Below are 25,715 nucleotides of genomic sequence, written 5' to 3'. Positions count from 1 at the left end.
CTGGTTCATGATGAGACAGCCGGAACGGGAGCGCGACCAGTGGAGGCGCTGGAGGAGCGGCGTCCGAGACGCCGCTCGCCCACGAGGAACTGGATCGCCACGATGGCGAGCAGCATGACGAAGATGAGCGCGGTGGAATAGGCGATGGCGAGGCCGAATTCGCCCGCCTCGACGCGGCCGACGATATAGGTGGTGGCCATGTTGTACTCCGCGGTCACCAGGAAGATCACGGCGCTCACCGCCGTCATGGCGCGGACGAATGAATAGACGAGGGAGGCGACGACCGCCGGACGCAGGAGCGGCAGCACCACGCGGTGCATGGTGGTGGCCGAGCGCGCGCCGAGCGTCAGAGAGGCCTCGTCCAGGCTCTTGTCGATCTGGCTCAGGGTTGCGATGCCGGCCCGCACGCCCACCGGCATGTTGCGGAAGACGAAGCACATCACGAGGATGAAGCCAGTTCCCGTGATCTCGATGGGCGGCACGTTGAAGGCGAGAATGTAGGACACGCCGACGACGGTGCCGGGAATGGCGAAGCTGAGCAGCGTGCCGAACTCGAAGGCGCGCTGGCCCGAGAAACGCTGACGCGTGAGAAGATAGGCTGTTAGCAGGCCGACTGCTGCAGTGAGAGGCGCCGCAACGCCTGCAACTTTCACGGTGGCGAAGAACGAATCCCAGGCAGAGCCCGCAAAGAAGAGCCCCCATTCGGTCCGCTCGATCCTGAAGGCGGTCAGGAAGTGCTCGAGAGTAGGCGTGTAATCGCGGCCCATGGAGCGCACGAAAGCACCAATGGCGATGACGACGTAGACGGCCAGCGTAAAGAAAGCCCACGGGATCGCCGTGGCACAGGATGCCATCGCCACGCGGCGGGGCAGGGGAAGGGCGAGCCCCGTATCGCCCTTGCCGGTGACGGTGGTGTAGACCTTCTTGCCGAGCCAGGCATGCTGAAGCCGGAAGGCGCCGAGCGTGAAGGCGAGCAGGATGATGGAGAGCACGGCGGCGCGGCCCTGGTCCTGCTGCGCGCCGACGACGGCGAAGAAGATCTTGGTCGAAAGCACTTCGTAATTCCCGCCGAGCACCAGCGGGTTTCCGAAATCCGCGAGGCTTTCCACGAAGCCGAGCAGGAAGGCGTTGGCGAGGCCCGGCCGCATGAGCGGCAGCGTCACGGTAAGGAAGGTGGTCCAGCTCTTGGCGCGCAGCGTCTGCGAGGCCTCCTCCAAGGTCGGGCTGATCCCCTGCACCACGCCGATGAGCACGAGGAAGGCGATGGGCGTGAAGGCGAGCAGCTGGGCGATGAAGATTCCGGGCAGCCCGTAGATCCAGCGGGAGCGCGGGATGCCGAACCACTCCCACAGGGCCGTGGAGAGCATGCCCGAGCGGCCGAAGATCAGGATCAGGGCCAGGCCGATCACGAAAGGCGGCGTGATGATGGGCAGCACGCTCATCACGCGCAGGAGCTTCTTGTAGCGGAACTCCGTTCGGGTTGCGATCAGCGCAAAGGCGAGACCGAGCGCCGTGGTGCCGACGCCGACGAGCAGGCCGAGAAAGAGCGTGTTCCAGGCAACCCCGCAACGCAGGTCGCTGGTCAGGCAGTCCAGGCCCCAGATCGACCTGTCCGTGAACTTCGCCACGAATTCCAGCGGAGCGAGGTTGCCGTCATTGTCGGCGAAGGCGCTCGCGAGAATGGCCGAGACGGGAAAGAAGACGAAGATGCCGATGAGCGCGATGACGAGGCCGATGGAGGAGGTGACGAAGGCGTCGCCGCGGCACCAGCCGCGCGCGGCGAGACCGTGGCAGAGGATGATGAGGAAGGCGGTCGAGGTCAGTGCCGCGCCATAGCCCATGCCGGCCTGACTCGGGCCCGGCTCGCCGAAGATCGTCTTCAGGATATCCGTGGTCCAGCCGTTGAGGCCGATGGAGAAGCCCTGGATGACGATCAGGGCAAGGCCGAGTGCGCCGGAGGCGATGAGCCAGGTGCTGTCGGACTGGCGTGAGGACGAGAGTGCCGGGCGCAGGGTCATGAGCAGCGGCGCCAGGATCGGCAGAAGCCACCAGGCTTCGCGCAGGCCGTGCACAAGTCCCGATCCTGTGACCAGGTAATCGCTCAAGGCAGGATCGGCGTAGCGGTCGAATCCGTACCAAGGCAAGAGGGCAAAGCCGACCCAGCCCAGAACGATCCAGCCAAGGGTTGCCCGTGACATATCCATTCTCGCGTGAGGCGGAACCGGACTTCATGCGAAGTCCGGTCCGAGTTCGTTCAATGGCGAAACTCACCGGCAACCAGCAACCGGCCGCCGTTTCGCCGGCGAGTGTCCGGGCCGGCTATTTCGGCAGGTTCTTGACCTCCTTGTCCCACTTGGACAGGAGGCGCCTGCGCTCGTCGGAAGAGCCGTATTTTGCAAAGTCGAAATTGATGAGCTTGATCTCGTCGAGCTTGGGAGCCTGCGGCGGAACCGGCGTGTTCTTGTTGGAGGGCACCTGGTAGGACTTGGCTTCCGCGCCGAGCTTCTGGGCGTCGGCCGTCAGGGACCAGTCGTAGAACTTCTTGGCGTTCTCGAGGTTCTTCGCGCCCTTGATGATGGACATGGAGCCGATCTCGTAGCCGGTGCCCTCGCAGGGCGCGACCACCTTGATCGGGGCATCGTTCACCACCTGCGTGACGATGTCGTGCATGAAGGCGATGCCGACGGTCGTCTCGCCCAGGGCTGTTGCCTTGGCGGGAGCGGAGCCGGACTTGGTGTATTGGTTGACGTTCTTATGCAGGGATTTGAGGTAGTCGAAGCCCTTCTCCTCGCCCATCAGCTGCACGATGGTGGCGAGAAGCGTGTAGGCGGTACCGGATGAGTTGGGTCCGCTACCTGAACCTCGTCCTTCAGGTTGGCATTGAGAAGGTCGGCCCAGCATTTCGGCTCCGCTACGCCGTTCGCCTTCACCAGTTCGGTGTTGTAGCCGAAGCCGAGTGCGCCCGAATAGATGCCGACGGTGCGGTCGTTGGACTGCTCCCACTGGCGCACGGCCCAATCCTGAAGCTCGCTCATCTTGGGCGACTTGTACTCGACCGTCAGGCCTTCTTCCGCCGCCTGCATGTGCGGATCGCCCGTGCCGCCCCACCAGATGTCCGCGCGCGGGTTCTGCGATTCTGCCTTCACCTTCGCATAGATCTCGCCGGAGCTCTTGCGGGTCATGGAGACCTTGATGCCGGTCTCGCGCTCGAAGGCGTTGGTCATGGCGCGGCACCATTCCTCCTGAACGCCGCAATACATGACGAGCGCTCCTTGGGCCTGGGCCGTTCCAGCCGACATGAAGGACAGGGCCGTCGCGGCCCCCGCCAGCATGGTCGCAGTCGCGAATGTCTTCTTAAGATTCATCAGATCCTCCCGTGTCGTTCTTGGCGTCGTTGTTATTGTTAGCCGGCTAAGCTCCCTCCATTGAGGGCGACGGTCAAGGGTTTTGCCGGGATCCGGGAACTTTCGTCGGGAACAGCAGGTCATTTCCCTTCGGATTGTGGATAGGGAAGTGGTCTCAGGTTTCGCGAGCGATCCCCGTCGCAGCCCTCAGGGCCGGGGCGAGACCCGGGGTGCAGGCGAGCACGGGATTCCCGGAGCGCAGGCCGTCCCCGGCGAGGAAGTCGTTGGTCCACCCTCCCGCCTCCTCGATGATCAGCAATCCCGCCAGCGCATCCCAGGAATTGATGTGCAACTCGCAATAGGCGTCGATACGCCCGTCGGCGACATAGGCGAGGCCGAGGGTGCCGGAGCCTGCCCGACGCACGTTAGCGCCGCTCGCCTTCAGGCGTCCGACCATGTCGGCATAGGGTTCGGGCGGCAGGCGCGGCGACCAGCCGGCCTCGACGGTGGCCTGCCGCATATCCGTCAGGCCGCTCACCCGGACCGGCTCGCCGTTCAGGATCGCGCCGCGTCCGCGCTGGGCCATGTAGAGTTCGGCATGCATGACGTCGTAGATCACGCCGATCTCCACTTGGTTGTCGCGCACGAAGGCGATGGAGATCGCAAAGTGCGGGATGCCGCGGGCGAAATTCGCCGTGCCGTCGATGGGGTCCACCACCCAGACATCGCGCTCGAAGAAGCCGCCGCGTTCCTCCCCGAAGAAGGAATCGCCCGGAAAGAGCTCGCTCAGGCGACGGCGGATCAGTTCTTCGACCTCCGCATCGGTGGCGGTGAGGAAATCCTGCGGCCCCTTGAAGTCGGGACGCTGTGAGCGCGGCCGCTCCAGGAACCGCTTGCGCGCCAGAACGCCAGCTTCCCGGGCAATGGCGCAGGCTGCGGCAAATCTCATGTCCAGGCCCTCGGTCGTCATAGCGTCGTGTCGTCCTTCAGGAACAAAAAAGGCAGCTTGGCTGTTGTCGGACATTCACTTTCTTACGCTACACTGCGCAAGCTGTGCCATTCGGGAGACACAAAATGTCCTTGAAGCCAGACCAATAGATTCTTTATTAGCCGGCTTAAATCAACTACGTTCTAAAATATCGCTTCCGAATCACCAGTCCTAATGCCCCGAGCGCCAAAAAAAGAAGAACTCAGTCAGGTCGCAGCGCTTCCCTTCCGGATCAATCATGGAAAGGTCGAGGTGCTTCTCGTTACGTCACGCGAAACCAAGCGTTGGCTCATTCCGAAGGGCTGGCCGATGAAGGGCAAGAAGCCTCACAAGGCTGCCGCTCAGGAGGCGGTGGAGGAGGCCGGCGTCAAGGGCGAGGTTCGGAATAAGCCGATCGGCCACTACAGGTATTGGAAGCGCCGCGCGGCCCATTTCGATCTGTGCCGGGTCAATGTCTATCCGCTGGAGGTCTCCAAGCAGCTCGAAACCTGGCGCGAGAAAGGGCAGCGCAAGGTGCAGTGGTTCGCCGTCGAGGATGCGGCGCACCAGGTGCTCGAACCGGCGCTTGCCGAGCTCATCCGCAGCCTGCCCGGGCATATCGGCGCCGAGGCGCACGCCCTTACGGAGTAGCGCCCGGAATTTTTGCAGTTCCTTCTGGAACGCAAGCCTGCCCAAGAAGTCTTTCCCCCGTAGCGGCATCCGCCGAGCGATGAAGCTTGGCCTTTTGAAGGTTACGGTAAGGGAGATTTCCATGAAGGCTCTGGTTTGGCACGGCACGACGGATATTCGCTGTGACTCCGTGCCCGATCCGGAAATCGAGCATCCGCGCGATGCGATCATCAAGGTGACGAGCTGCGCCATCTGCGGCTCCGACCTTCACCTCTACGATCATTTCATGCCCGGCATGAAATCCGGCGACATCATGGGCCACGAAGCCATGGGCGAGGTGGTCGAGGTCGGGGCGGAGACCAAGGGCAAGCTGAAGGTCGGCGACCGCGTCGTGGTTCCCTTCACGATCATCTGTGGCGAGTGCGAACAGTGCAAGCGCGGCAACTTCTCCGTCTGCGAGCGCACGAACCGCAACGGCCACATCGCCGCCAAGGCCTTTGGCCATACGACGGCAGGCCTCTTCGGCTACACCCATCTGACCGGCGGTTATCCGGGCGGACAGGCCGAGTATCTGCGCGTGCCTTTTGCGGATACCACCCACATCAAGGTGCCGAACAGCCTGACCGACGAACAGCTGCTTTTCCTGAGCGACATCTTTCCCACCGGCTGGCAGGCCGCCGTCCAGTGCGACATCGAGCCGACGGACACGGTGGCGATCTGGGGCGCGGGACCGGTCGGGCAGATGGCGATCCGCAGCGCCGTTCTTCTCGGCGCCAAGCAGGTCGTTTCCATCGACCGTATTCCCGAGCGTCTCGACATGGCCCGCGCGGGCGGGGCGATCACCATCAATTTCGACGAAGAGAGCGTGATCGAACGGCTCAATGAGCTCACCAACGGCAAGGGCCCGGAGAAGTGCATCGATGCGGTCGGCATGGAATCGCATGCGACAGCTACGATCGACGCCATGTACGACCGGGTGAAGCAGGCCACCATGATGGAGACGGACCGGCCGCACGTGCTGCGTGAGATGGCCTATGTCTGCCGTCCCGCCGGCACTCTCTCGGTGCCCGGCGTGTACGGCGGCTTGCTCGACAAGATCCCCTTCGGCGCGATCATGAACAAGGGGCTCACGATCCGCACCGGCCAGACCCATGTGAACCGCTGGACCGACGATCTCCTGCGGCGCATCGAGGAGGGGCAGATCGATCCGTCCTTCGTCATCACGCACAACGTGTCCCTCGAGGAGGGGCCGGAGATGTACAAGATCTTCCGCGACAAGCAGGACGGCTGCGTCAAGGTCGTTCTCAAACCCTGAGGTGCCACCCATGCGCTACGAAACCGAAAGAACGCGCCGTCGCGGTCACGCCGACACGGCCACCGACACCCTGGCCCGTGGCCTCGGGCTGTTCTCCATCGCTCTCGGGATCGCCGAAATCGCTGCGCCCCGCAAGCTGGCGCGCTCGCTCGGCATGCGCGGCTCCGAGAAGCTCATCGCGGCCTATGGAGTGAGAGAGATCGCGACAGGCATCGGCATTCTTGCGTCGAAGGATCCTGCACCCTGGATCTGGGGCCGTGTCGCTGGCGATGCGCTCGATCTGGCGACGCTTGCGACCGGGCTCGAGGGCCGCAACCGCAAGAAGGAGAATATCGGGATCGCCATGGCGGCTGTGGCCGGCGTGACGGCGCTCGATGTCTACTGCGCCCAGACCCTGAGCCGCGAGAGCCGACGCCGGCTGCCGCCCATGCAGGACTATTCCGGCCGGAGCGGCTTCCCGCGCGGCGTGGAGCAGGCCCGAGGCGCAGCAAGCGATTTCGAGGCCCCGCGTGGGTTCCGCACGCCGGATCCCCTGCGCCCCTATACACAACCGGAGCCGCCTCGACATCCGCAGCCATCCATGTAACCTCGCGGCATGGCGAAGCCGCAGGTATTTACGATCGGCTACGAGGGAGCGGACGTGGACCGCTTTCTCGCGACACTCAAGGACGCAGGCGTATCAGCCCTGGCGGATGTCAGGGCTGTCGCGCTCTCTCGCAAACGCGGCTTCTCCAAATCCGCGCTGCGTGAAGCTTTGACCCGCGAAGAGATCGGTTACCAGCATTTCATTCACCTCGGCACGCCCAAGGAGGGCCGCCAGGCTGCCCGCGCCGGGGATGGGGAGACGATGCGCCGGATCTATTGCGACGCGGTGCTCGCCACCGAAGCCGCGCAGGAAGCTTTCCAGGACCTCGAAGCCCTGGCACGCAATCAACCCATATGCCTTCTGTGCTTCGAACGCGATCCCGCCCATTGCCATCGCCGCATTCTGGCGCAGCGCTTGGCGGAGAGAGGCTTCGAGACGGTAGACTTGGCGGTCCTGTAGCCCAATGCAGAGGAGGGCTGGGGAGAGGGCTCAAGGTCATGAACGCAATCGTCACGGCGGTGAGTTCCAGTGGCACGCATCGTTTCAGCAAGGCGAATCGAGATCGCATCCGCCTGCTGGCCGGCCTCGGCATTGAGGGCGACGCCCATCTCGGCACGACCGTGAAGCACCGCTCGCGCGTAGCGAAGGATCCGAGCCAGCCCAATCTCCGTCAGGTCCACCTGATCCATTCCGAGCTGTTCGATGACTTGCAGGCCAAAGGCTTCAGTGTCCGCGCCGGCGAGATGGGAGAGAACGTCACCACCCGCGGCATCGATCTGCTGGGGCGTTCGACCGGGGCGCGCCTGCTCATCGGGACAGCGGCCGTGATCGAGGTGACGGGTCTGCGCAATCCTTGCGTCCAGATCGACCGCTTCCAGAAAGGCCCAATGCAGGCGGTGCTGGATGGGGACGCGGAGGGCAACGTCATCCGCAAATCCGGGGTCATGGCGATCGTCATCGAGGGCGGCGAGATTCGACCGGGCGATTCGATCAGGGTCGAGCACCCGCCCGGGCCATACCGGCCCTTGGAATGTGTTTGAGGAACTGTCTTTGAGGACGTGTCTTGCCGGCTGGTTGCCAAATCGCGCCGTTTCCGGTAAGTAGCTGGAAGGTTTGCTTTCAAGAGAGGGAGGACTGCATGGCATTCATGTGCTTGCCGACGAAACCTCCCGCATCCAGGCGCTAGGCTTGTCGATGCGGGGCTGAGAGGCCCTGCGCCCCCGTAAACCTTCCCCATTTCACAGAGATCCGAGCGGCGTCCGGCGTCCCTTCGAAGGCTGTTGCCGTCTGCCGCTCATCCGAGCTTTCAGGAGAGGCTGCGCTTTGCGCGCGGTCTGTTCGGCCGATGACCCAGCAGACGAAGAGCGGGGACGCGACCCGCGACGTATTGAGTTTCACATTCCGCCATTGGCGAGAAGAGCCGCGCTATGTCGTCCTCATTGTCGCGACGATGATGGTCTCCACGCTTGCGGACGTCTTCATGCCGGTCTTTGCCGGACAGCTCGTCGACGCCATCGCCACAGGCGGCTCTCGGGACGACGCCCTCCATGCGGCTCTCGTCGCTTTCGCTCTCATGACAGGCTTAGGGCTGATCATGATCGTCATGCGCCATCTGGCCTTCTACGGGATCGTCGAACTGACGCTACGGGTCATGGGGCGCGTGGCGCAGGATGCGTTCGCGCGCGTGCAGCGCTTCTCCACGGACTGGCATGCCAACAGTTTCGCAGGATCCACCGTGCGCAAGATCACGCGCGGCATGTGGGCGCTCGACCTTCTGCATGACACCCTGCTGCTGGCACTGCTGCCCTCGCTCGTCGTCCTCGTCGGCTCGATGCTCATTCTTGGCCTGCGCTGGCCGATCATGGGTCTTGTCGTGGCCCTGTCGGCGCTCGCGTACATCGTCATGACCGGCTTTCTCGCCGTGCGCTATGTCGCGCCCGCAGCGCGGCTCGCGAATTCCTGGGACACGCGGATGGGCGGCACGCTCGCCGATGCCCTGAGCTGCAACGCAGTCGTGAAGGCCTTCGGTGCGGAGACCCGCGAGGATGAACGTCTCGCCTGGGTGGTCGGCAAGTGGCAGAGCCGCACGCGGCGGGTCTGGCAGCGAGGCACCAACAGCGGCACGGCGCAGTTCATCGCGCTGCTCGGCATCCGTGCGGCCATCATCGGGACAGCGATCTGGCTCTGGTGGCAGGGGCGTGCGACGCCGGGTGATCTCACTTACGTGCTGACGGCCTATTTCGTGATCCACGGCTATTTGCGGGATGTGGGCATGCACATCAATAACCTCCGCCGTTCGGTGAACGACATGGAGGAGCTCGTTGCGATCACCGGAGAGCCGATCGGCGTGCCGGATCGCCCCGGCGCGAACCCGATCCGGATCGGGAAGGGGGAGGTGGAGTTCGACCGTGTCACTTTCCACTATGCCGGCCACGATGAGCCGCTTTACCGGGACCTCTCGCTGACCGTCCGGGCGGGCGAGCGCGTCGGTCTCGTCGGTCCTTCGGGATCGGGCAAGACCACGCTCGTCAAGCTGATCCAGCGCCTCTACGACGTAACGGGCGGGCAGATCCGCATCGACGGACAGGACATCGCAGCAGCCCGGCAATCGTCCCTGCGCGCGCAGATCGCCATCGTGCAGCAGGAGCCTATCCTGTTCCACCGCACGCTGGCCGAGAATATCGCCTATGGACGTCCCGGCTCCGGCATGGCGGAGATCGAACGTGCGGCGCGGCTCGCCAATGCGCATGACTTCATCATGCAGCTCCCGAAAGGCTATGCCACGCTCGTTGGCGAGCGCGGCGTGAAGCTCTCCGGCGGCGAGCGCCAGCGGGTGGCCATCGCCCGCGCCTTCCTGGCCGACGCGCCGATCCTGATCCTCGACGAGGCGACCTCGGCCCTCGACTCGGAATCGGAAGCGCTGATCCAGCAGGCGATGGAGCGGCTCATGATGGGGCGCACCTCCATCGTGATCGCCCACCGCCTGTCCACGGTACGTGCTCTTGACCGCATCCTCATCTTCGAGAAGGGGCGTATCGTGGAGGAGGGTGACCACGCAAGCCTCTACCGCAAGGGCGGCCTCTACCGCCGCCTCTGCGATCACCAGGGACTAGACTTCGCGAGAGCGGAGCGCGCGTCGGATCTGGCTGCGGAATGAGGCCGCTAGCCAGCCTCTGCAACCTGCTATCTTCCTCTGGACAAGGCTGACCAGGCCTCATAAGGGAATCCCATGTTCGAAGCGAAGCCCATCTCCTCCGCCGGCGATAAGCGCGGTTTCTATGGTTCCCTGGCCCAGCAGCTCTCCGGGCTGCTGGAGGGTGAGCCCGACGCCGTCGCGAATGCCGCCAACATGTCCGCCCTGATCTACGGGCTCATGCCAGACCTGAACTGGGCGGGATTCTACTTCATGCGCGGCGAGGGACTCGTGCTCGGTCCCTTCCAGGGAAAGCCGGCCTGCGTGCGCATCGCAGTCGGACGCGGGGTCTGCGGGACAGCCGTGGAGCGGAAGGCCTCCGTGGTCGTGCCGGATGTTCATGCCTTCCCGGGGCACATCGCCTGCGACAGCGCCTCCCGTTCCGAACTCGTGGTGCCGCTCATCAAGGACGGACAGGTTTTGGGCGTTCTTGATCTCGACAGTCCAAGCCCGAACCGATTCGACGAGGAGGACCGGGAGGGGTGCGAGAGGCTCGTCCGGATCTATCTCGACGCCTCCGACCTCTAAGATCAACCGCCTCGATCAATCCAGCCGGGACCCGCCGCTGGCGGCAGTCGCATTGCTGCGTGAGGACGCATTCAGGTGGCAGGCGCGGCGAAGGAATGCCGCTGCCGCTTATACTGTCAAAGATAGAAGTCGCCTTTGCTGAGATAGGTCAGGCCGGGAACCCTGACCTGAAAGTCCGCGACGCCATCGCCATTCACATCACCCGAAAGCAGGCCGCTCGCGAAGCGCAGCTCACCCGCCTTCCCATGAAACCCGGCCTTGCCGATGAAGGTGAAAGCCTGATTGCCGGCAGCCGACGTGTTGGCGTCGATGCTGCGCAGGTCGATATGGTCGGCGCTGCGCTTGAAGTCCTTGATCGTATCGGTGGATGAGCCACGCGATTGGCTTGCCGTCTTGAAGAGGAAAATGTCCTCTCCGCTGCCGCCGATCAGCGTATCCGCTCCGCTCTGCCCATACAGCTTGTCATTGCCGGAGCCGCCATCGAGAAGATCGTTTCCTCTGCGTCCCAGCAGGGTATCGCTCCCGCTTCGGCCCTTGATCTTGTTGGCAGCGGCGTTGCCGTGGAGCGAGTCGGCGTAGTTGCTGCCGTAGAATCCCTCAATGCCGGAATATTTGTCGCCGCGGGCATCGCCCCTATTGGTGGTCACCGAAACCAGATCGGCCTTCACGCCCGACTTGGCGTTCGAATAGCTTGCATAATCCGATCCGCTGCCGCCGCTGAGATAGTCCTTGCCCGTTCCGCCGGTCAGGACGTCGTTGCCGTCAAGGCCGTAGAGCCTGTCATTGCCGCCGGCTCCCATGAGCCTGTTGGCCGCGATGTTGCCCTTGATGCTGTCGGCAGCCGAGCCCCCAACCGCATTCTCGATCAGGGAGCGACTGTCATTGTTGTAGAGAAGCGCATTGGCGATGTTGCCAGCGGCCACCTCAGAACCGCTCCAGTGAAGTTTCGCGCGCTGCTCGGAGGATGTCTGTGTCCAGGCTCCAGGTTGAAGATCGATCTTCAGGCCGGTCCTGTACTGAGAGAAATCGTATGTGTCGGAGCCGCCGCCATCCCAGATGGTCTGGAAGATCTGGTTGCCTCCGGGCGTGCCCTGGCCGCGTCCGTTGACGGACATCTCTCCTGTTGTCGGATTCCAGGAATACCGTGTGCTGCCGCTGTTCGTGGCGTAGTTCGCGCCGTACATGTGCTGCAGGGCGGCAATGTCATAGACCATGAGCGATTGCGCGTAGCCCCAGGTCTCGTTCGCATAGCCGGATGTCGTGGAGCCGCCGGTATAGGAGCGATAGCTCATGACCGTGTACTCCATGGAGTCACGGCTCTCAGGCATTGCGATCCCTTCATGCGGATGGTCGAGGCCGAGGGCATGGCCGATCTCGTGCACGAAGGTGAAATAGGCGTAGTTGCCCAGCTGCGGGCTGTCGTAATCCTTGCTGGTCCTGTTGACCCACACATCTCCGCCGCTTTCAGCTGCATCCGGAAAATAGGCCCAGGCGGTGCTGGGAAAATCCGACTGCGCAAAGCGCAGGGTGGCGTGCTGCGTGGGCGTCTCATTCACCTGTTTGAAGGTCAGGCCGCAGACCGAGGTATAAAGACTCAGGATCCCCCGCGCAGCTGATTGCTGCGCAGTGCTGAAGGCGCCAAAGCCGTGAGAGGCCTCTCCCTCTCCATAGCCGTTCCCATAGCAGGAGGCGATCGTTGGAAAGCTGTAGGTCAGGCGCGTCGTGTCCCACCGGGTGTCGCATAGAATGGCGTCGATGTATGAATTGCCGGTGAAGCTGAAAGTCGATGCGGCTGGCATGGTGAAGTCTTTGGAAGGAATGCACGGGCGTGCGCGCAAAAAGGAATGGCACAGGGTCTGAAGGATCCGCCTTTATCCGTCAAGGCGAGGTGAACCCGCGCTGCCGTGAAGAGTCGCGTCGTGACGAATAGCTAATTGCTTCATCGGTAGCTATGCCCCTGGTTGCAGTGCAACCGTTCTTGTGAGTTTTCTTGTTTCTACGAGGCAGCTTACGAAGCCAAAAGTCTTTTGTGCCTGACTTCAATCCCTTCGGACAATCTGCCGCATGTGTGAGAGAAGGAAGCGCAAGGGATTGGAGGCGGTTCTCCGGACTGCCGTAAACCGCTCCAAGCATGTGTCGGTGCTGTAGAGGTCGAGCCGTCAACCGATGTCAGAGAGAGGAGGACCGGATCTGCCTCAGAGCCCTGTTCATGCTCTCGATGGTCACCGCAAAGGCGTCGGGCAAATCCTGTCGGAGAACCGTGGTACCCTGATCCTTGCGGCCTGAAATCGCGGTCTGCGCTAGAACGCGGATATCCTCAAGGCGCCACTCCTCCGTGAGCCAGGATCGGCCGATGACCTCCAGAATGCTCTCGAGCGTCGCATACGGATCAAGGCTCTCGGGCGTCGATACCGAGTGTGTCATGCTGTTGCCCCCTATCGCCGGAGTTTTTTGTTCCGCTCCGGTCGTTGGTCCAGGAAGCGCTTCGCCCTGACGGCGAGCCATTCCTAGCTTGTCCATAGTGCAACAAGATGCGGCAAAAGCAACTGCACCTTTTGTCACTCTATTGCAAGTGCGAGCTTGGGACGGGCCTTGAGCGGCGGGGAGGGCATCATGCCCTCGTGCCGGTCCCGGCACGAGTGTCGGACGTGTGCGGTATTCGTTTCAGCGCAGGCTGCGGACTGCCCCTCTGATGATCGGAGCAGCCCGCAGGTGCGGATATCAGATGGCTTCCTTGAGGTCCTTGGCAGGACGGAAAGCGATCTTCTTCGAGGCCTTGATCTTGACGGGGTCGCCGGTTTGCGGATTGCGGCCCATGCGGGCGGCGCGCTTGCGCACCTGCAGGATCCCAAGGCCTGTCAGACGAATCTTTTCGCCCTTCTTCAGGCTCTTGGTGATCATCTCGACCACTTGCGTCAGCATCTCATTCGCCTGACGCTTCGGCATCTCGTGCGCCTCCGCCAGGTTCTCGGCGATGTTGCGCAGCGTCAGGATCGGCGAAGCCTTCGTCGCAGCGGCCTTGGCCGTGCTCTTGACCGCCTTCTTGGCCGGTGCCTTCGCAGCGGCCTTGGGGGCGGCTGCCTTCGCACTCTTCTTGGCCGGCGCCTTCGCGCTGGCCTTGGCTGCGGAAGTCTTCGATCCCGAAGCTTTGGTTTCGGCCTTGCGGGCCGGTGCTGTCTTGGTCTTCGTTGCAGTTTTCGCCACTAGAAGCTCCTTCCTGTGAACTGTGATTGGCGACTCCAAGTCTACGCTTAGTCTCATCAGTAAGGATTTAAAGCCGTCAATCCCATTTCGTCGCGCATTCCCAAGTATTTTTGCGTTCCGGCGCATCTGTGGACAGGAGGCCTGCAGCTCAAGCTTCGGTGGCGCATCGGGTAGGGGGAATATCCCCAAGCGTCTTGCTGCAAAGCTGACGGATCTCTCTCCGCAATGCGCGGGCAATCTGGCAGGAGTTCCTGGTGGTCTCAATCCTATCTCACTACCCCAATATCCGCCTTCCGCCCGAGCTTGAACGGCAACTTAGCCCTTCAATGTAGCGCCTCGATGCACGGCACCCGCAGTACAGAGTTGAAATCACAGGCTTCAGGGTTGACCTTGAAACGGATGCCGCCTGCGGCCAAAACTAAACAGAGACGATTTGAAAGCTCATGTCTCGGTTCTCCGCAATTTCCTGGATTGGCCTCTCGCCGTTGGCAGGAGAAACAGGACTGGGAGGGGCCGGGCGATCGTGTTCGATAAATGCAGTGGCTATGGGACGCCTAATCTGCATGTCTTCATTGAAAGCGACAGGAGGCCACATGTTCTTTGTTGTGACGGGACAGGGACTGAACGGGCCGGTGGCGCTCACCTGCGCGACGGCGGCCGCGGCAGTGGAGAAGGCGCACGATCTTCTTGCTGACGGGGTGCTGGATGTCATCATCACCGATGCGGATGGGCTTCAGCACCCGCCGGACGAATTCCACCGCCTTCTGCCGGGCACCGATGGATGATCGCACGGGCCAGGAAACAGCGCCGGGATTGGCGACCTTACTGATGAAGCGGGTACCCAGCCGGGCCGCCGGATGGACTTGTCCGGCGGATTACCTGCTTGCGGACAGGGCTGCAAGCCAGCCGAGCCCATCTTCCGTGCGTCCGCGCGGCTTGTACTCCGCTCCGATCCAACCGTCATAGCCGAGGCGGTCGAGCGTGCGGCAGATGTCGCGATAGTCGACTTCGCCCTCATCGGGTTCGGCGCGGCTGGGCACGGCGGCAATCTGCACATGCCCGATGATGCCGAGATGGGTTTCCAGCCGCCTCGTCAGGTCCCCTTGCATGATCTGCGTGTGATAGCAGTCGAACAGGAGGCGGACGTTGGATCGGCCCACCTTCCCGATGATCGCGGCAGCCTGTTCGATGTGGTGCAGGAAGTAGCCGGGCTTGTCTCGGTGGTTGATCGGTTCGATCAGCACCGTCATGGAAGCCTGCGCTGCTTTGTCGGCGGCTTCTCTCAGGTTCGCGACGAACGTGTTCTCCGCCAGGTGGAGATCGCCGGGAGGGACGGCTCCGGCCATGCAGTGAACGGCGGTCGCACCGATGCCGCTTCCATAGGAGAGGGCCTCGTCCACGGCTGCCTGGAACTCGCTCTCGCGACCCGGCAGGGCGCCCAGCCCGAAATCGCCTGCGGCGGCGTTGCCGACGCGGGTGTTCAGTCCAAGCATGGTCATGCGGCTTCGCGCGAGAGCGCTGCGCATCTCCGCCACTGGAACATGATAGGGCCAGTGCATCTCGACCGCCTCAAAGCCGGAATCCGCGGCGGCGGCAACCCGGTCCACATCGGGGCGGTCGGCGAAGAGGAAGCCGAGATTGGCTGAGAAGCGGGGCATCGGTTCATCCGGATGTACAAGGGGCTTCGCGCTGCCGGCGAGCGCAGGATGGGATTGTGACGAACGCTGCCCTATGTTGCAATACAGACGGCTTGCCGCTTCATCGAGGATGGGGCTCTGTGCCTTGGTCCGCTTGCTTTCCGCGGCGGGCCCTCGCTTAATGGGTTCGGAGGGAGACTCTGACATGCTGCTCGGAGTGATCGCTGACGACTTCACGGGGGCGAGCGACATCGCCAACACGATCGCCAAGGGCTACGGCCCTGATGGCGGCCTCAGGACGGTCCAGTTTCTTGGCGTGCCGACCACGCCGGCGCCGGCGGGCGTCGAGGCCGGAGTCATCTCCCTGAAGAGCCGCTCCATTCCCGCCCAGGAGGCCGTGTCCCAGTCGCTGGCCGCTCTTGAATGGCTTCAGGCCCAGGGCTGCCGGCAGATCGTGTTCAAGTACTGCTCGACCTTCGATTCCACGCCTCAAGGCAATATCGGCCCGGTCGGTGAAGCGCTGGCCCAGCGCCTCGGCGTGAGGGGCGTCGTTGCCTGCTCCGCATTCCCGGATGCGGGCCGCATGATCTACAAGGGCCACCTCTTCGTGGGCGACCGGCTGCTGAACGAATCGGGCATGGAGCATCACCCGCTCAATCCCATGACCGACGCCGATCTGCGGCGGTGGCTCGGCCGGCAATGCTCGGATCCGGTCGGGCTCGTCGACTGGTCCGTGATTTCGCGAGGAGGCGACGCAACCCGACAAGCGCTTGCATCCTCGGCCGATCAGGGGCAGCGGCTCGTGATCGTCGATGCGCTCACCAATGACGATCTGCTGTCCATCGGGGAGTCCTGCACGGACGCGAAGCTCCTCACCGGAGGCTCGGGCATTGCGCTGGGCCTGCCGCGCAACTTCATCAGGGCGGGGCTGGCAAGGGGAGGGCAGCCGCAGGTGGAGGCCGTCGAAGGGCCTGAGGCAATCCTCGTGGGCAGCTGCTCGCGCGCCACACTGACCCAGGTTGAGACCCATGCCAAGGAGCATCCTGTCCTTCCCATTGATGTGGATGCCGTCATGGACGGCAGGGTATCGCCCGAGGACCTGCAGGCCTTCGTGAAGGAGAATGCCGGATGCGCACCGTTGATCTTTTCCTCCTCTCGCCCGGAACAGGTTGCCGCGCTGCAGGCGCGGTATGGCCGCGAGAATGTCGCAAGCAGGCTTGAGGCGCTCTTTGCGGAGACGGCAAGACTGCTGCTCGCCTCGGGCGTCCGCCGCCTCGTGGTCGGCGGCGGAGAAACCTCGGGGGCTGTGGTTTCTGCCCTGGGCGTGCGATCGTTCCATATCGGCCCCGAGATCGATCCCGGTGTGCCGGTTCTGGTGGCCGCCGACGGCAAGGGGATCGCGATGGCGCTGAAGTCGGGAAACTTCGGTGCGCCCGATTTCTTCAGCAAGGCGCTGAAGGCGCTGTCCGGCGCCCACAGGAGCACGCCATGAGCGATGAAACACGCCTGCGCGATGCGATGGCCCGGTTCGGCGCCATCCTCTACCAGCGCGGGCTCGCCCATGGGACCGCCGGCAACCTCTCGGTGCGTCTGGAGGACGGCAGTATCCTGGTAACGCCGACCAACTCCTGTCTTGGCTTTCTCGATCCGGCCCGCATCTCGAAACTGGCCAGGGACGGAACGCTCCTTGCGGGCGATCCGGCCTCGAAGGAAGCCTTCTTTCACCTCGCCATGTTTGAGGAGCGCCCATCGGCTCGCGCCGTCGTTCATCTCCACTGCACCCATGCGGTGGCCCTCTCATGCCTGTGCCACGAGAACACCGCGAACGTGCTGCCGCCCTTGACGGCCTATCATGTGATGCGCGTTAGTCGATTGCCGCTCGTGCCCTATCATCGACCCGGCGATCGGGCCCTTGCGGCGGCCGTGCGCCAGGTTGCGCGGGATCATGCCTCCATGCTGCTCGCCAATCACGGGCCCATCGTGTCGGGCAGGTCGCTGGAGGAAGCGGTCTATAACAGCGAGGAGCTGGAGGAGACTTCCAAGCTGTTCTTCCTCATCGGAGATCGGCCGGCCCGTCCGCTGACCTGTGAGGCCGTCGAGGAATTGGAGAGGGTGTTCCCGAGCTGAGACTATCGTTTCAACAGGACCTGCGGGCTGTGCGGCGGGTGGAACTGCAGCGAGATAGGTGAGGAGAGTTTGGCTGATGGTGAAGGAGCGGATCGGTTTCATTGGGGTCGGGCTGATGGGCCACGGCATGGCGGGCAACCTCGTCGACAAGGGCTGGCCCCTGACGGTCCTGGCGCATCGCAACCGCGATCCAGTCGAAGACCTCAAGCGGCGCGGAGCAGCTGAGGCGAGGAGTCCGAAGGATCTTGCGGAGCAATCCGACATCGTGATCCTCTGCGTCACGGGCTCGGCGGAGGTCCAAGGAATCCTCCAGGGGCCTGAAGGTCTTGCAGCGGCCGGCCGGCCGCTGCTCGTCGTCGATTGTTCGACCTCCGATCCATCGGTGACGATCAAGCTTGCCGCCGAACTCGCATCGTCGGGCATCACTCTCATCGATGCCCCGCTGGGACGCACGCCGGCGGATGCACGGGCTGGCACCCTCGATGTGATGGTCGGCGGCGATCCCGACGTCGTCGAGCGCGTGCGCCCGGTTCTGGATGCCTTCGCGCAGCGCGTGGTGCATACCGGGCCGACCGGGACGGGGCACACCATGAAGCTCCTCAACAACTTCCTGTCGATGGGCTATGCCGCCATCTATTCCGAGGCTCTCGCGCTCGGCGTCAAGGCAGGCCTGACGCCGCAGCTCTTCGATAGCGTGATCCGCGGCGGCCGCATGGATTGCGGTTTCTACCAGACCTTCTTCAAATGGGTGCTCGAGCGGGATCCGAATGCGCACAGGTTCGCGATCCGTAATGGTCTCAAGGACATGACTTATCTCGCATCCTTTGCCAATTCGGTCGGTCTCGCCAATCCGGTCGGGGCGGCCGTTCGAAACAGCTTTGCTCTCGCCGTCGGTACAGGGCACGGGGATGACTATGTCCCCATGCTGTCGGATGTCATCGCCGAGCTCAACGGCATCGAGCGCGAGCAGGGGGGCTGACAGGCTGAAGGTTGGCGTCAGCCGGCATCGCCCGGAAGGCTGGTTCCCGTCATGCGCGCATAGAGGCGCGCGACGGACGTATCGTCGTCCCGGCCCATGCCCGATCCTGATGTCATCAGGAACATCTGGAGCGCCGCAGCGGATACGGGAACCGGGAACTTGGCGTCGCGAGCCATGTCCTGGATGATCCCCAGATCCTTGACGAAGATGTCCACGGCGCTGTGAGGCGTGTAGTCACCCTCCAGCACGTGTGGCATCCGGTTCTCGAACATCCAGGAATTGCCCGCCGAAGCCGTGATGACCTCGTAGACCTTCCGGATATCGAGCCCCTGCTTGGCCGCGAAGGCAATGGCCTCACAGGCGGCGGCGATGTGGACGCCTGCGAGCAGCTGGTTGATCATCTTGAACGCTGCGCCCAGGCCAGGCTCGTCGCCGAGCTCATAGACCTTTGCCGCCATTGCATTCAGCGCCGGCCTGGCTCTGGCGAAGGCGGCAGGGCTCCCGGAGGCCAGAATGGTCAGCGCCCCTTCGGCGGCGCGGCGGGCCCCGCCGCTGATCGGCGCGTCGAGGTAGTGCCGGCCGGTTGCTTCGAGCCGCCGCGCCATATCGCGAGCATGCTCCGGGGCCATGGTCGCGGACGAGATGAACACTGCGCCCTCGGGCATCCCTTGCGCTATTCCGCCCGATCCGAACAGGATGTCCTCCGTTTGCGCCGCGTTGACCACGACCGACACGACAATGTCTGCCTGCCGGGCGGCTTCAACCGGGGAGGCCGTGCGGCGTCCTCCCTCCCGAACGAAGCGCTCGGCGGCGGCCGGGACCACGTCATAGCCCGCGACGTCGAAACCGGCGCGCATGAGCGATGCCGCCATTCCAAAGCCCATCGAACCCAGGCCAATGATGCCGGCGCGTACCTTCTGGCCCTGGGCATCGCCCAAGGAACTGCTCGATTGCTCTGTCATTCGCCGTCTCCTCCCTGCCTCCGCCCTGTATCTTCAGGGACGCTCGGCGATTATTGGACGGTATGACGCAAAAAACCAGGACGGCACGAGCGAGTTCTGCCGGAGCATCCGGAAGAACTAGGCGCCCATGATGCGGAAAAGCGCCTTAAGCGCGCTCCTCCCAGACTTTCGCGAGTTCGACGATGGTCTTCACCGCCTTTTCCATGTCCTGGCTGCTGACGAACTCCAGCGGGGAGTGGAAGGCATGGCCTCCGGCGAAGATGTTGGCGCAGGGCAGCCCCATGAAGGAGAGGCGTGAGCCGTCCGTGCCGCCGCGAATGCTGCCGCGCACCGGATTCATGCCCGCCCTGCGGATCGCCTCCACTGCGTACTCGACGATCTCCGGGTGCCGGTCGAGCACGATCTTCATGTTGCGATACTGTTCCTTGACCGTGAAGGTGTAGCTGGAGCCCGGATAGGCCCCCATCACCTCCTTGGTGATCTGCTCCAGCAATGCCTCCTTCTGCTTCAGGCCGTCCTCCGTGAAGTCGCGGATGATGAAGCTGAGTTCGGCCTTTTCCATCACCCCGGAAACGCCGGTCGGGTGGATGAAGCCGTCACGGCCTCTGGTGGTCTCGGGCGCCATGTCCTGCGGGAGACGCGCGATGATCGCGCCGGCGATCCTGATGGCGTTTTCCATCTTGCCGTAGGCGAAGCCCGGATGGATGGCCACGCCTTTGATCGCGATCTCCACCGCATCTGCGGAGAAGGTCTCGTCCTCGATCGTTCCGGCGGTCTCGCCGTCCATCGTGTAGCCGAAATCGGCGCCAAGCTTCGTCAGGTCGACCTTGTCGACGCCGCGGCCGACCTCCTCATCCGTGGTGAAGAGGATGCGGAGCGCGCCGTGCCTGATGTCCGGGTTCTTCACCAGGAACTCGGCTGCCGCCACGATCTCGGCAATTCCGGCCTTGTCGTCTGCGCCGAGCAGCGTCGTGCCGTCCGACGTGACGATGTCATGTCCGATCAGGTCCCTCAGCACGGGATGGTCGGCGACCCGGATGATCTGGCTGGGATCGCCCGGCAACCGGATGTCGCCGCCCTGGTAATCCCTGACGACCTGCGGCTTGATGTTGGTGCCGGAAAAGTCCGGCGCCGTGTCCATGTGGGCGCAGAAGCAGATGACAGGAACGTTGTTCTTGGGGCTGTTCGACGGAATGGTCGCATAGACATAACCGTGCTCGTCGAGATGAGCGTCCGCAACGCCGATCTCAAGAAGCTCCTTGACCAGAAGCCGGCCGAGGGTCTTCTGCTTTTCTGTCGATGGCTGGGACGGGGACTTGGCGTCGGACTGGGTGTCGATGACGACGTAACGCAGGAAACGGTCGGTAACGCTGGCGGCCATGAGCTGGGATCCAAATGCGAGGGGATGATCACTCTAACGGGCCAAGCGCGCCTCGTGAATGGGTTCCGAGACAGTCCTGTCCTTCCGGTGCCTCTTTTCGCATGAAACGGGGCTGGCACTGTTGGACCTGTGGAACGCCGCCCGAGGATGTGCCGTCCTTAAGACTTCATACGCGTGCTTATTGGGGATCCGGATAGGTGCATCAGGGCCAAGGACCCCGGGTCCGCAATTATGAGCTGAATAGCTCGGGATACTCTGCTTCGACGCGGGGTAGAGCTCGCAGGATCTCCGTGAGGTGCCGGCGCATCGCTTCCGCAGCTGCATCCTCATTGCAGGCATCGATGGCGGCGACGATGGCGCGGTGCTGGTCGATGAGAGGCAGCATGGCCTCCGGGCCGGGGAGGGTGAGCTGGCAGACCCGGTCCATATGGGCCTTGATATCCTGGATCGCCTCCCAGGCCAGCGGACAGCCGGCGCCTTCCGCCAGGGCGATGTGGAAGAGCTCGTCATAGCGCTGGAACGCTGCGTGGTCGTCGCGGCGCGCAGCATTGTCCTGCATCTCGAGAAGGTCGTCGATCCGCTCCCGGCTCTGCCTATCGAAGGATGAGCAGGCCCGCCGCACGACGGCAGTCTCGATCGCTTCGCGCACAAACCGGGCCTCCATCATCTTACGAACCGAGATCTTCACGACGACGGTGCCCCGCTGGGGCTGGATTTCCACCAGCCGGGTCCGGGCCAGACCGATCAGGGCCTCGCGGACGGGCTGGCGGGAGACGCCGTGGCGCTCCGCAATATCGCTTTCGGAAAGGCGGCTTCCGGGCGGAAGCTCCAAAGCGACGATGAGCCGGCGCAATTCGCTCTCGATGCGCTGGGCCGCGGAACCCTGGTTCATAGAAAAGGGCGTGTTCACAACAAATCTCGTTCGTTGGCGAGTTGCCTCGCATATCAGAGTATACTACCATACAATGGTCGACAGTAAGGCACAACAAGTGCCGACTGTCCCCCGGTGGGGAGGTCTACAAGACCCTCCCTACCGGGCCGGATCGGGCTGCAAGGACCGACTCCGCAACAACAAAATAAACGAGGAAACTCAAGGAGGATACGATGTTTACAAGACGATCCCTGGCCGCTGCCACCCTTAGCCTGTGTGCGGCTCTCTTGAGCGGAGCTGCGAGCGCGCAGACGACCCTCCGCTCCGCCGACGTCCACCCGGACGGCTATCCGACAGTCGAGGCGGTGAAATATTTCGGCTCCCTGCTCGAGCAGAAGACGAATGGCCGTTACAAGGTGCAGGTCTTCCCCTCGGCCCAACTCGGTCAGGAGAAGGACACCATCGAGCAGACCCGCTTCGGGGTCATCGACCTGAACCGGATCAATATAGGTCCGTTCAATAATCTGATCCCTGAGACTTTGGTCCCTGGACTGCCCTTCATCTTCCGGTCCGTCGACCACATGCGCAAGACGATGGACGGCCCCATTGGCGACCAGATCCTGAAGGCGTTTGAGCCGCACGGCCTTGTCGCGCTCGCCTTCTATGATTCCGGCGCGCGCTCCTTCTACAATTCCAAGCGCCCCATCAACACGCCGGCGGACCTCAAGGGCTTGAAGGTGCGGGTGATCCAGTCCGACCTCTTCCTCGACATGGTGAATGCCCTCGGCGCGAACGCAACGCCGATGCCTCCGGGCGAGGTTTATTCGGCGCTCCAGACCGGCGTCGTGGACGGCGCCGAGAACAACTGGCCGAGCTATGACTCCTTCCGGCACTTCGAGGTGGCGAAGTTCTATTCCCTGACCGAGCACTCGATGTCTCCGGAGGTGCTGGTGATGTCGAAGAAGGCCTTCGACAAGCTCTCGCCCGAGGACCAGAAGGCGGTGCGCGAGTCGGCGAGGGAATCGGTCGCGAAGATGCGCGAGCTCTGGGAGGCCCGCGAGCAAGAGGCCGAGAAGAAGATCCGCGCCAGCGGAAGCCAGATCAACACGGTCGACAAGCAGCTCTTCATCGAGGCAATGAAGCCCGTCTACGAGAAATACTCCAAGGATCCGAAGGTGAAGGATCTCGTCGCGCGCATTCAGGCGATGAACTGAGCCCACCGGCTCGAATGTTGCGGCGGGCCGGGAATATCCGGTCCGCCACCTTCCCCGATGGAGATCGCGACCGATGCGCGCTGAGCTTGCTGCGCTGTCCCGTATCCTGGCCGTCGTGAATCGGGCGGCCCTGTGGATCGCCGGGTTCGGCCTCGTCCTGATGACAGTCTTTATCGCCTGGCAGGTGTTCGGGCGCTACGTGCTGAACCAGTCTCCGAGCTGGACGGAGCCGGCCTCCCTTCTGCTCATGAGCTGGTTCATTCTTCTCGGCTCCGCCGTCGGCGTGTGGGAGGGCAACCATCTCGGATTCGAAATCGCCCTCCATCACGCTCCGCCCGGTCTGCGCCAGATCATGTCGGTCGTCACCGAGGTTCTGGTGATCGCTTTCGGGGCGGCCATGGCCTGGTACGGCACGGATCTGGCCGCGGAGACCTGGGCGGCCGACATGCCGGGACTGCCGATTCCGCAGGGAACGGACTACGTCCCGCTCGCCACCGGCGGCGTGCTGATCGCTCTCTTCTCCTTCGAGAAACTCGTCCGCCTCCTGCTTGCAGGGGAGGAGGTACCGCTGGTGCGTGCGGACGAGCCGCATCTCTTTGCTGTGAAGGATTGATGCCATGGAGGTCTGGGTTCTTTTCGGCGTCTTCACGCTGCTCCTCCTGATCGGCATGCCGGTCGCCTTCTGCCTCGGCATCGCTTCCCTGGCGACAGTTCTCTACATCGGCCTTCCGCCCATCGTGGTGTTCCAGCAGGTCAATTCCGGCATGGGCGCCTTCGCCATGATGGCGATCCCGTTCTTCATCTATGCCGGCGACCTGATGATGCGCGGCGGAATCGCAGACCGCCTGATCCGCCTTGCGGCCGGCTTTGTCGGGCACCTGCGCGGGGGGCTGGGCCAGGTGAATGTCGTGGCCTCGACCCTCTTTGGAGGCATATCAGGCTCGGCCATTGCGGACGCCTCCGCCATTGGCGGCATCATGATCCCGCAGATGGAAAAGCGTGGCTACGCCAATGATTACAGCGTCAACGTCACCGTCAATTCGGCGATCATCGCGCTCCTCGTTCCGCCCTCGCACAACATGATCATCTATTCGATTGCTGCCGGCGGGACGATCTCGGTGGCGGATCTGTTCACGGCTGGAATCGTGCCCGGCTTTCTGTTGGCAATAGCCCTGATGATCACAGCCTATGTCGTCGCCGTGCGCCGCGGCTACCCGGCCGATCCCTTCCCCGGCTTCCGGATGCTGGCCTATTTCTTCGTTTCCGCCGTGCCCGGCATCCTGCTCATCTTCATCATCTTCGGCGGCGTCCGTTCAGGGATCTTCACGGCGGCGGAAAGCTCGTGCATCGCGGTCGTCTATGCCTTCCTCGTCACGCTCCTCGTCTATCGTGAGCTGAATTGGCAGGCCTTCGTCGAGGCGACCCTCGGGGCCGTACGAACCACCGCCATGGTGCTCCTCGTCATCGGAACGGCCAGCGCCTTCGGCTGGCTCATGGCCTTCCTACAGGTGCCTCAGGCCACCATCAACCTGATGAAGTCGCTTTCGGACAATCCCATCGTCGTGCTCCTTCTCATCAACGTTATCCTGCTGGTGCTCGGTACCTTCATGGACATGGCGCCGATGATCATCATCTGCACGCCAATCTTCCTGCCCGTCATCAAGGCCTTCGGCATCGACCCGGTGCATTTCGGGGTGATCCTGATTCTCAATGCCGGCATCGGCCTCAACACGCCGCCCGTGGGCTCTGTTCTCTTCGTGGGTTGTGCGGTGGGCAAGATCACCATCGGCGAGGCGATGAAATCCATCTGGCCATTTCTGGGAGCGAGCGCTCTCGTCCTGCTCCTCGTCACCTACATTCCCGGCCTGTCGCTCTGGCTGCCGGCCCTGTTCCGCTGACCTTTACTCATCCTGAGATCACCGAGAGGTAATGATGACCATTGAAGTCCGGCAGGTTTGCCATCCCGAAGCCGTCCGCCATTTCAGTGCGGCCGAGCTACGACGCCACTTCCTGATCGAGGCGCTGTTCGTTCCGGGGCAGGTCAAGCTCACTTACAGCCATATCGACCGCCTTGTGGTGGGCGGTGCGACACCGGCCCGCGAGCCTCTTGTTCTGGAATCGCACAAGCAGATCGGATCGCCTAATTTCCTCGACCGGCGCGAGCTCGGCGTCGTCAATCTCGGCGGGCCCGGTCGCGTCACAACGGATGGGGAGGCTCACCAGCTCGGCTCACGCGATGCTCTCTACATTGCGATGGGCACGCGGGAGGTTCGCTTCGAATCCGCCGATGCGGACAGCCCCGCCAAGTTCTACCTCGTCAGCACGCCTGCCCATGCCCGCTTCGAGACGGTGAGGATCGGGCTCGACCGCGCCCGTCGCGTCGATCTGGGGGAGGCGGCGAATGGCAACGTGCGCACGATCTTCCAGATGATCCACCCGGAGGTATGCCGCTCGGCCCAACTCGTATTAGGCATGACCCAGTTAAAGCCCGGCAGCATGTGGAACACCATGCCAGCTCACGTTCATGACCGCCGCTCAGAGGTCTATGTCTATTTCGACCTGCCGCCGGAGGCGCGGGTGTTCCATTTCATGGGTGAGCCGGACGAGACCAAGCATCTCGTGGTCGCCAATGAGCAGGCGATCCTGTCGCCTGGCTGGTCGATCCATTCTGGCGTCGGCACCAGCAGATACGCCTTCGTCTGGGCCATGGGCGGCGACAACCAGGACTTCGCCGACATGGACATGGTACCCATAGACGCTTTGTGCTGAGAGGCTAA

Annotated in this window: 24 protein-coding genes and 1 pseudogene; 15 read left to right on the top strand and 10 right to left on the bottom strand. The window is 63.2% G+C overall.

All coding sequences use genetic code 11. From position 1 onward, the window contains the following. Positions 1-5: 5 nt before the first annotated feature. The 3 genes and pseudogenes from LG661_RS07685 to LG661_RS07675 form a co-directional block, all read right to left on the bottom strand. Positions 6-2,198 (bottom strand): ABC transporter permease, encoded by a 2,193-nt coding sequence (locus tag LG661_RS07685; protein ID WP_230531290.1) that lies wholly within the window; start codon positions 2,196-2,198, stop codon positions 6-8. Between the two features lie 121 nt (positions 2,199-2,319). Beyond that, a pseudogene (locus LG661_RS07680) lies at positions 2,320-3,365 on the bottom strand (ABC transporter substrate-binding protein). Between the two features lie 154 nt (positions 3,366-3,519). Continuing rightward, positions 3,520-4,293, bottom strand: coding sequence for an inositol monophosphatase family protein (locus LG661_RS07675; RefSeq protein ID WP_230531289.1), 774 nt, complete (start codon positions 4,291-4,293; stop codon positions 3,520-3,522). Between the two features lie 213 nt (positions 4,294-4,506). Between LG661_RS07675 and LG661_RS07670 the strand changes: the two genes are divergently transcribed. From LG661_RS07670 to LG661_RS07640, 7 genes are all read left to right on the top strand, one after another. Beyond that, entirely contained in the window at positions 4,507-4,962 is a 456-nt protein-coding gene (locus tag LG661_RS07670; protein ID WP_230531288.1) for an NUDIX hydrolase, read from the top strand. A 121-nt stretch (positions 4,963-5,083) separates the two neighbouring features. Further along, positions 5,084-6,256, top strand: a complete 1,173-nt coding sequence (locus tag LG661_RS07665) for a zinc-dependent alcohol dehydrogenase (protein WP_230531287.1) — start codon at positions 5,084-5,086, stop codon at positions 6,254-6,256. A 10-nt stretch (positions 6,257-6,266) separates the two neighbouring features. Continuing rightward, positions 6,267-6,842, top strand: coding sequence for a cyclase dehydrase (locus LG661_RS07660; protein ID WP_230531286.1), 576 nt, complete (start codon positions 6,267-6,269; stop codon positions 6,840-6,842). A gap of 9 nt (positions 6,843-6,851) precedes the next feature. Continuing rightward, positions 6,852-7,301: a DUF488 domain-containing protein gene (locus LG661_RS07655; protein WP_230531285.1), complete on the top strand. Its 450-nt coding sequence runs from the start codon at positions 6,852-6,854 to the stop codon at positions 7,299-7,301. Between the two features lie 38 nt (positions 7,302-7,339). Continuing rightward, on the top strand, positions 7,340-7,882 hold the full coding sequence (locus LG661_RS07650) for an MOSC domain-containing protein (protein ID WP_230531284.1): 543 nt from the start codon (positions 7,340-7,342) through the stop codon (positions 7,880-7,882). A gap of 305 nt (positions 7,883-8,187) precedes the next feature. Beyond that, positions 8,188-9,999, top strand: a complete 1,812-nt coding sequence (locus tag LG661_RS07645) for an ABC transporter ATP-binding protein (protein ID WP_230531283.1) — start codon at positions 8,188-8,190, stop codon at positions 9,997-9,999. A gap of 72 nt (positions 10,000-10,071) precedes the next feature. Beyond that, entirely contained in the window at positions 10,072-10,563 is a 492-nt protein-coding gene (locus LG661_RS07640) for a GAF domain-containing protein (RefSeq protein WP_230531282.1), read from the top strand. 116 nt (positions 10,564-10,679) lie between these two features. Here the strand turns inward: LG661_RS07640 and LG661_RS07635 are convergent, their stop codons facing one another. From LG661_RS07635 to LG661_RS07625, 3 genes are all read right to left on the bottom strand, one after another. Then, positions 10,680-12,362 (bottom strand): M10 family metallopeptidase, encoded by a 1,683-nt coding sequence (locus LG661_RS07635; protein ID WP_230531281.1) that lies wholly within the window; start codon positions 12,360-12,362, stop codon positions 10,680-10,682. A 370-nt stretch (positions 12,363-12,732) separates the two neighbouring features. Continuing rightward, the gene (locus tag LG661_RS07630) at positions 12,733-12,987 is read right to left on the bottom strand and encodes a hypothetical protein (protein WP_230531280.1); all 255 of its coding nucleotides are present in this window, start codon (positions 12,985-12,987) and stop codon (positions 12,733-12,735) included. Positions 12,988-13,284: 297 nt separating this feature from the next. After that, complete coding sequence (locus tag LG661_RS07625; protein ID WP_322098843.1) at positions 13,285-13,767, bottom strand: HU family DNA-binding protein; 483 nt, start codon at positions 13,765-13,767, stop codon at positions 13,285-13,287. Between the two features lie 593 nt (positions 13,768-14,360). Here LG661_RS07625 and LG661_RS07620 point away from each other — a divergent pair. Next, on the top strand, positions 14,361-14,552 hold the full coding sequence (locus tag LG661_RS07620; protein ID WP_230531279.1) for a hypothetical protein: 192 nt from the start codon (positions 14,361-14,363) through the stop codon (positions 14,550-14,552). Between the two features lie 90 nt (positions 14,553-14,642). Here the strand turns inward: LG661_RS07620 and LG661_RS07615 are convergent, their stop codons facing one another. Continuing rightward, positions 14,643-15,425 carry a hydroxypyruvate isomerase family protein gene (locus LG661_RS07615; RefSeq protein WP_230531278.1) on the bottom strand — a complete coding sequence of 261 codons (783 nt, stop codon included), beginning with the start codon at positions 15,423-15,425 and terminating at the stop codon, positions 14,643-14,645. Between the two features lie 184 nt (positions 15,426-15,609). On the opposite strand from LG661_RS07615, the gene otnK reads away from it, so the two are divergent. The 3 genes from otnK (at position 15,610) to LG661_RS07600 (ending at position 18,510) form a co-directional block, all read left to right on the top strand. Further along, entirely contained in the window at positions 15,610-16,896 is a 1,287-nt protein-coding gene (gene otnK, locus LG661_RS07610; RefSeq protein WP_230531277.1) for a 3-oxo-tetronate kinase, read from the top strand. Further along, positions 16,893-17,531 (top strand): 3-oxo-tetronate 4-phosphate decarboxylase, encoded by a 639-nt coding sequence (gene otnC, locus LG661_RS07605; protein WP_230531276.1) that lies wholly within the window; start codon positions 16,893-16,895, stop codon positions 17,529-17,531. Before otnK ends, otnC begins: the two co-directional genes overlap by 4 nt. A gap of 76 nt (positions 17,532-17,607) precedes the next feature. Then, on the top strand, positions 17,608-18,510 hold the full coding sequence (locus tag LG661_RS07600) for an NAD(P)-dependent oxidoreductase (protein WP_230531275.1): 903 nt from the start codon (positions 17,608-17,610) through the stop codon (positions 18,508-18,510). A gap of 17 nt (positions 18,511-18,527) precedes the next feature. On the opposite strand, the gene ltnD is transcribed toward LG661_RS07600, so the two are convergent. The 3 genes from ltnD to LG661_RS07585 all read right to left on the bottom strand — a co-directional run bounded on the left by ltnD (position 18,528) and on the right by LG661_RS07585 (position 21,745). Beyond that, positions 18,528-19,472, bottom strand: coding sequence for an L-threonate dehydrogenase (gene ltnD / locus LG661_RS07595; protein ID WP_230531274.1), 945 nt, complete (start codon positions 19,470-19,472; stop codon positions 18,528-18,530). 145 nt (positions 19,473-19,617) lie between these two features. After that, entirely contained in the window at positions 19,618-20,853 is a 1,236-nt protein-coding gene (gene pepT, locus LG661_RS07590) for a peptidase T (protein ID WP_230531273.1), read from the bottom strand. 229 nt (positions 20,854-21,082) lie between these two features. Next, positions 21,083-21,745: a GntR family transcriptional regulator gene (locus LG661_RS07585; protein WP_230531272.1), complete on the bottom strand. Its 663-nt coding sequence runs from the start codon at positions 21,743-21,745 to the stop codon at positions 21,083-21,085. A gap of 212 nt (positions 21,746-21,957) precedes the next feature. On the opposite strand from LG661_RS07585, the gene LG661_RS07580 reads away from it, so the two are divergent. The 4 genes from LG661_RS07580 (at position 21,958) to kduI (ending at position 25,707) form a co-directional block, all read left to right on the top strand. Continuing rightward, the gene (locus tag LG661_RS07580) at positions 21,958-22,938 is read left to right on the top strand and encodes a TRAP transporter substrate-binding protein (RefSeq protein WP_230531271.1); all 981 of its coding nucleotides are present in this window, start codon (positions 21,958-21,960) and stop codon (positions 22,936-22,938) included. A 73-nt stretch (positions 22,939-23,011) separates the two neighbouring features. Then, entirely contained in the window at positions 23,012-23,551 is a 540-nt protein-coding gene (locus tag LG661_RS07575; RefSeq protein ID WP_230531270.1) for a TRAP transporter small permease, read from the top strand. A gap of 4 nt (positions 23,552-23,555) precedes the next feature. Further along, positions 23,556-24,836, top strand: a complete 1,281-nt coding sequence (locus LG661_RS07570) for a TRAP transporter large permease (protein WP_230531269.1) — start codon at positions 23,556-23,558, stop codon at positions 24,834-24,836. A 34-nt stretch (positions 24,837-24,870) separates the two neighbouring features. Continuing rightward, positions 24,871-25,707 (top strand): 5-dehydro-4-deoxy-D-glucuronate isomerase, encoded by an 837-nt coding sequence (gene kduI / locus LG661_RS07565; protein WP_230531268.1) that lies wholly within the window; start codon positions 24,871-24,873, stop codon positions 25,705-25,707. Positions 25,708-25,715 lie beyond the last annotated feature (8 nt).

Origin of the sequence: Microvirga roseola (genome assembly GCF_020866965.1) — a bacterium.
GTDB lineage: Bacteria > Pseudomonadota > Alphaproteobacteria > Rhizobiales > Beijerinckiaceae > Microvirga > Microvirga roseola.
The sequence above is the reverse complement of the archived record's forward strand: the minus strand, read 5'-3'. Positions and strand labels throughout refer to the sequence as shown.